The organism is Methylobacterium sp. (assembly GCF_028290105.1).
Lineage (GTDB): Bacteria > Pseudomonadota > Alphaproteobacteria > Rhizobiales > Beijerinckiaceae > Methylobacterium.
In genome coordinates, this window is record NZ_JAQGKL010000303.1 from 1 (window position 1) to 4987 (window position 4987).

The window sequence follows — 4987 nt, forward strand, 5'->3', positions numbered from 1 at the left end:
CCCCGCTACCGCTGGCGGCCGGATGCGGACGTGGCGAAACCGGTAGACGCACGAGACTTAAAATCTTGCGGCTGAAAGGCTGTGCGGGTTCGAGTCCCGCCGTCCGCACCAATACGCCGACATCGCCGTGCTCTCGGTACCATCCCGGTGTCCCGAAGTTCCGCTTCGACGCCGTGCCGGAGGCCGGGCCCGCGACGGCGTTTGCGTACCGCGCTTCGTCTGGTCCGGGCAACTGATCCACGACTGGCCCGCAACCTGCAGCGGATGCGGTCAGGATGTGACACGCGTGCCATTGACGGTGCGAACTCCGAAGCGAGATCACGCGAGGGACGCGCGCCCGTCACGCTGGCGCGTTTGGTCGATATGAGCGCGAGGCTGCGGACCCGTCATCGGGGTCTGCGGGCTTTGCGCGACATTGCTGGGGGCATGGGATGGTGGTTCTTCACCCGGAGGTTGCGGCGGTGACGGCGCGCGTGGTTGCGCGCTCGCGTGCGACGCGGGCGGCGTATCTCGACCTGATCGCGCGGGAGCGGGAGAGCGGCGTCCGGCGGCCGATGCTCAATTGCGGCAACCTCGCGCACGGCTTTGCGGCGTCCGGCGAGGACAAGGCGGCGATCAAGGCGGGCGGGGCGATGAACATCGCCATCGTCACCGCCTACAACGACATGCTCTCGGCCCATCAGCCCTATGGCCGCTACCCCGAGCAGATCAAGCTGTTCGCCCGCGAGGTCGGGGCCACCGCGCAGGTGGCCGGCGGCGTGCCGGCCATGTGCGACGGGGTCACGCAAGGCCAGCGCGGCATGGAGCTGTCGCTGTTCTCGCGCGACACCATCGCGCTCTCCACCGCGGTGGCGCTCAGCCACGGCATGTTCGATGGCGCCGCCCTGCTCGGCATCTGCGACAAGATCGTGCCGGGCCTGCTGATCGGGGCCCTGCGCTTCGGCCACCTGCCGATGCTCCTGGTGCCGGCGGGGCCGATGCCCTCGGGGCTCGCCAACAAGGAGAAGCAGCGCATCCGCCAGCTCTACGCCGAGGGCAAGGTCGGGCGCGACGAGCTGCTGGAGAGCGAGTCGGCCTCCTATCACGGGGCCGGGACCTGCACCTTCTACGGCACCGCCAATTCCAACCAGATGATGATGGACGTGATGGGCCTGCACATGCCGGGCGCCTCCTTCATCAATCCGGGCACGAAGCTGCGCCAGGCCGTGACCCGGGCGGCGGTGCACCGCCTCGCGGCGATCGGTGCGAACGGCGACGATTACCGCCCGCTCGGCCACTGCGTCGACGAGAAGGCCATCGTCAACGCGGTGGTCGGGCTGCTGGCCACGGGCGGCTCGACCAACCACGCCATCCACCTGCCGGCGATCGCGCGCGCGGCGGGCATCGTGCTCGACTGGGAGGATTTCGACCGGCTCTCGGCGGTGGTGCCGCAGGTGGCCAAGGTCTATCCGAACGGCTCGGGCGACGTGAACCACTTCCACGCCGCCGGCGGCATGAGCTTCGTCATCGCCAGCCTGATCGAGGCCGGGCTGCTGCACGACGACCTCCTCACCGTGGCGGGCACGCGCCTGCGCGACCACGCCCGCGACCCGAAGCTGATCGACGACGCCCTGGTGTTCGAGGAGGCGCCCGCGCGCTCGCACGACGAGAGCATCCTGCGCGCGCCAGCCGACGCCTTCCAGGCGGACGGGGGCATGCGGCTGGTACAGGGCAATCTCGGCCGGGCCACCTTCAAGACCAGCGCGGTCGACCCGTCCCGCTGGACGATCGAGGCGCCCGCCCGGGTCTTCGACGACCAGGACGACGTGATGGCGGCCTTCAAGGCGGGCGAGCTCGACCGGGACGTGGTGGTGGTGGTGCGCTTCCAGGGGCCGCGCGCCAACGGCATGCCCGAGCTGCACAAGCTCACCCCGCAGCTCGGGGTGCTGCAGGACCGGGGCTTTCGGGTGGCGCTGGTCACGGACGGCCGCATGTCGGGGGCGTCGGGCAAGGTTCCGGCGGCGATCCATCTCAGCCCCGAGGCGCTGGGGGGCGGTCCGCTGGCGCGGCTGCGGGACGGCGACCGCGTGCGGCTCAGCGCCGAGGAGGGCCGCCTCGACGTCCTCGTCGACCCGGCCGATTGGGCGGGCCGGACGGAGGCCACCGCGCCGCCGCCGGCCGTCGGCACGGGCCGCGAGCTCTTCGCCTTCCTGCGCCACGGCGCCGACGGGGCGGAGCAGGGGGCCTCGGCCATGCTCGCCGCCGCCGGCCTCTGAGCCCGCCCACGCCGCGCTCCGGTCCGGCAAGCCGCATCGGCCGCCAAGTCTCGCACCCGCCGCCGAGCCTCGCATCAGCCGCCAAGCCTCGCTTCAACCGTCAAGCCTCGCTCCACTCGCCAAGGACGCTCCCATGACCAGCATCGACGCCCTGATGCGCTCCGTTCCCGTGATCCCCGTGCTGGTGGTGGAGGATGCGGCCCAGGCCGAGCCCATCGCACGGGCCCTGGTGGCGGGCGGGCTGACCGCGCTCGAGGTCACGCTGCGCACGCCGGCGGCCCTCGAGGTGATCCGCGCCATGGCCCGCGTCGACGGTGCGGTGGTGGGCGCCGGCACGGTGCTGAACGCGCGCGACCTCGACGCCGCCCTGGAGGCGGGGGCGCGCTTCATCGTCAGCCCGGGGCTGACCGATCCGCTGACCAAGGCGGCGCTGGCGCGCGGCATTCCCTACCTGCCGGGGGTGGCCAACGCCGCCGACATCATGCGCGGCCTCGACCACGGCCTCGACCGCTTCAAGTTCTTCCCCGCCGAAGCCGCGGGCGGGATCAAGGCGCTCAAGGCCCTGGCGGGCCCCTTCGGGCAGATCCGGTTCTGCCCCACGGGGGGCATCACGGAGGCGACCGCCCCGGACTGGCTCGCCCTGGCGCCGGTGCTCTGCGTCGGCGGAAGCTGGGTCGTGCCCCCCGGCACCCCGGACCCCGACCTCATCCAACGCGCCGCCCAAGCCGCACGCCGCCTGCGCCAGGCCTGAACACACGCGCGTCGACGCCCGACAGGCGGTCCGATACGGCGCGTCATCGCGCCGAGCGGTGCTTGATCACGTACGGAAAAGGTCTAGCCTCCTCTTGCGAGGTCTTGCGGCCACGCGTGCCGAATCGGTGTTGACCTGTCGAATGCCGGTCCGGGCCCTCGCATGGCACATCTCGTGCAGGGCCAAGGCGCGGGAAAACAGACTGGGTTGGCGACCGACACGTCGTCCGTCGCGCCGGTGGGGGTATCGATGCAATCCAGGCTCACCACGTACATCTTCATCGGCATGCTGCTCGGCATCGCCGTCGGTTACCTGTGCAACATCACCTGGCCGGACCCGCAGACCTCCAAGGAAATTTCCGGGTACATCGCGCTGATCAGCGATGTCTTCCTGCGCCTCATCAAGATGATCATCGCGCCCCTGGTGTTCTCGACCCTGGTGGTCGGCATCGCGCACATGGGCGACACCGCCTCGGTGGGGCGCGTCGGCGGCAAGGCGATGCTCTGGTTCGTCGGCGCCTCGCTGTGCTCGCTGCTGCTCGGCCTCGTCATGGTCAACATCCTGCGGCCGGGGGACAACCTCAACCTGCCGCTGCCGGATGCCGGCGCCACCACGAACCTCAAGGCGGCCTCGCTTTCCTTGAAGGAGTTCGTCACCCACCTCGTGCCGAAGAGCCCGGTCGAGGCGATGGCCAACAACGAGATCCTGCAGATCGTGGTGTTCTCGATCTTCTTCGGCGTCGCGCTCGCCGCCATCGGCGAGAAGGGCAAGCTCCTCGCACAAGGAATCGAGGGCCTGGCCGACGTGATGCTGAAGATCACCGGCTACGTCATGGGCTTTGCGCCGATCGCGGTCTTCGCCGCGATCGCGGCGACCATCACCACGCAGGGTATCGGCGTGCTGGTGACCTACGGCAAGTTCATGCTGGAATTCTACTTCAGCCTTGCGCTGCTCTGGTGCCTGCTCGCTTTCGTCGGCTTCCTCCTCGTCGGCTCCGCGATGAAGCGCCTGCTCGACCTGATCAAGGAGCCCTTCCTGCTGGCCTTCTCCACCGCGTCGAGCGAGGCGGCCTACCCGAAGACCCTGACGAACCTCGAGCGCTTCGGCGTGCCGAACAAGATCACCTCGTTCGTGCTGCCGATGGGCTATTCGTTCAATCTCGACGGCTCGATGATGTACTGCACCTTTGCGGTGATGTTCATCGCGCAGGCCTATAACATCCCGCTCACCCTCGGCCAGCAGCTGACCATGCTGCTTCTCCTGATGGTGACGTCGAAAGGCATGGCCGGCGTGCCGCGCGCCTCCCTGGTGGTGATCTCCGCCACCCTGACGACGTTCCAGATCCCGGAGGCCGGCCTGCTCCTGATCATCGGGATCGACCAGTTCCTCGACATGGGCCGCTCCGCCACCAACGTGCTCGGCAACAGCGTGGCGACGGTGGCCGTGGCAAAGTGGGAGGGGCAGCTCGCACTCACCGACCAGCGCCTCGACCGCGACGTCAGCCCGATGCCGGAACCGGCCGAATAAGCATCGTCGCGCAGCGCTGAACGAGACTGGGACGCAAGATGGACATGCACCGGAAACGTCTGATCGGCGCTGTCCTGGCCGGGCTCGCCTGGGGGATGGCCGCGCCCGAGGCCCGGGCGTTCGACATCCTCACCGGCACCCTGAAGACGATCAGCGACAGGGGCAGCATCACGCTCGGATATCGCGAGAGTTCGCTGCCCTTCTCCTTCAAGGACGCTGCGGGAAAGCCGGTCGGCTACGCCCTCGATCTCTGCCTCGAGATCGTCGAAGACATCGGCAAGGAACTCGGCCGCAGCGACCTGACGGTTCGCTACGAACCCGTCACCTCGGAGACCCGCATCGACGCGGTCACCTCGGGCAGGATCGACCTCGAATGCGGCTCGACCACCGCCAACGCCGAGCGCCGCAAGCGCGTCGCCTTCTCGCCGGTGACCTACTTCAGTGCGACCAAGCT

At 69.4% G+C, this 4987-nt stretch carries 4 protein-coding genes and 1 tRNA gene; all 5 read left to right on the forward strand.

Annotation, left to right across the window (positions count from 1 at the left end; all coding sequences use genetic code 11):
- Window positions 1-24: 24 nt before the first annotated feature.
- Window positions 25-111 (forward strand) — tRNA-Leu (locus tag JWQ05_RS20015).
- Between the two features lie 320 nt (window positions 112-431).
- Entirely contained in the window at window positions 432-2255 is a 1824-nt protein-coding gene (gene edd, locus JWQ05_RS20020) for a phosphogluconate dehydratase (protein ID WP_299662439.1), read from the forward strand.
- A 133-nt stretch (window positions 2256-2388) separates the two neighbouring features.
- Entirely contained in the window at window positions 2389-3006 is a 618-nt protein-coding gene (gene eda, locus JWQ05_RS20025) for a bifunctional 4-hydroxy-2-oxoglutarate aldolase/2-dehydro-3-deoxy-phosphogluconate aldolase (RefSeq protein ID WP_299662442.1), read from the forward strand.
- Between the two features lie 249 nt (window positions 3007-3255).
- Window positions 3256-4533: a dicarboxylate/amino acid:cation symporter gene (locus JWQ05_RS20030; RefSeq protein WP_299662445.1), complete on the forward strand. Its 1278-nt coding sequence runs from the start codon at window positions 3256-3258 to the stop codon at window positions 4531-4533.
- A gap of 38 nt (window positions 4534-4571) precedes the next feature.
- A partial coding sequence (locus JWQ05_RS20035) for a transporter substrate-binding domain-containing protein (protein WP_299662448.1) occupies window positions 4572-4987 on the forward strand: 416 nt, incomplete at its 3' end.

Bases quoted from the DNA above. Each gene is read 5' to 3' on its own strand.
- edd (WP_299662439.1), top strand. From the start codon at position 432: ATGGTGGTTCTTCACCCGGAGGTTGCGGCGGTGACGGCGCGCGTGGTT.
- eda (WP_299662442.1), top strand. From the start codon at position 2,389: ATGACCAGCATCGACGCCCTGATGCGCTCCGTTCCCGTGATCCCCGTG.
- JWQ05_RS20030 (WP_299662445.1), top strand. From the start codon at position 3,256: ATGCAATCCAGGCTCACCACGTACATCTTCATCGGCATGCTGCTCGGC.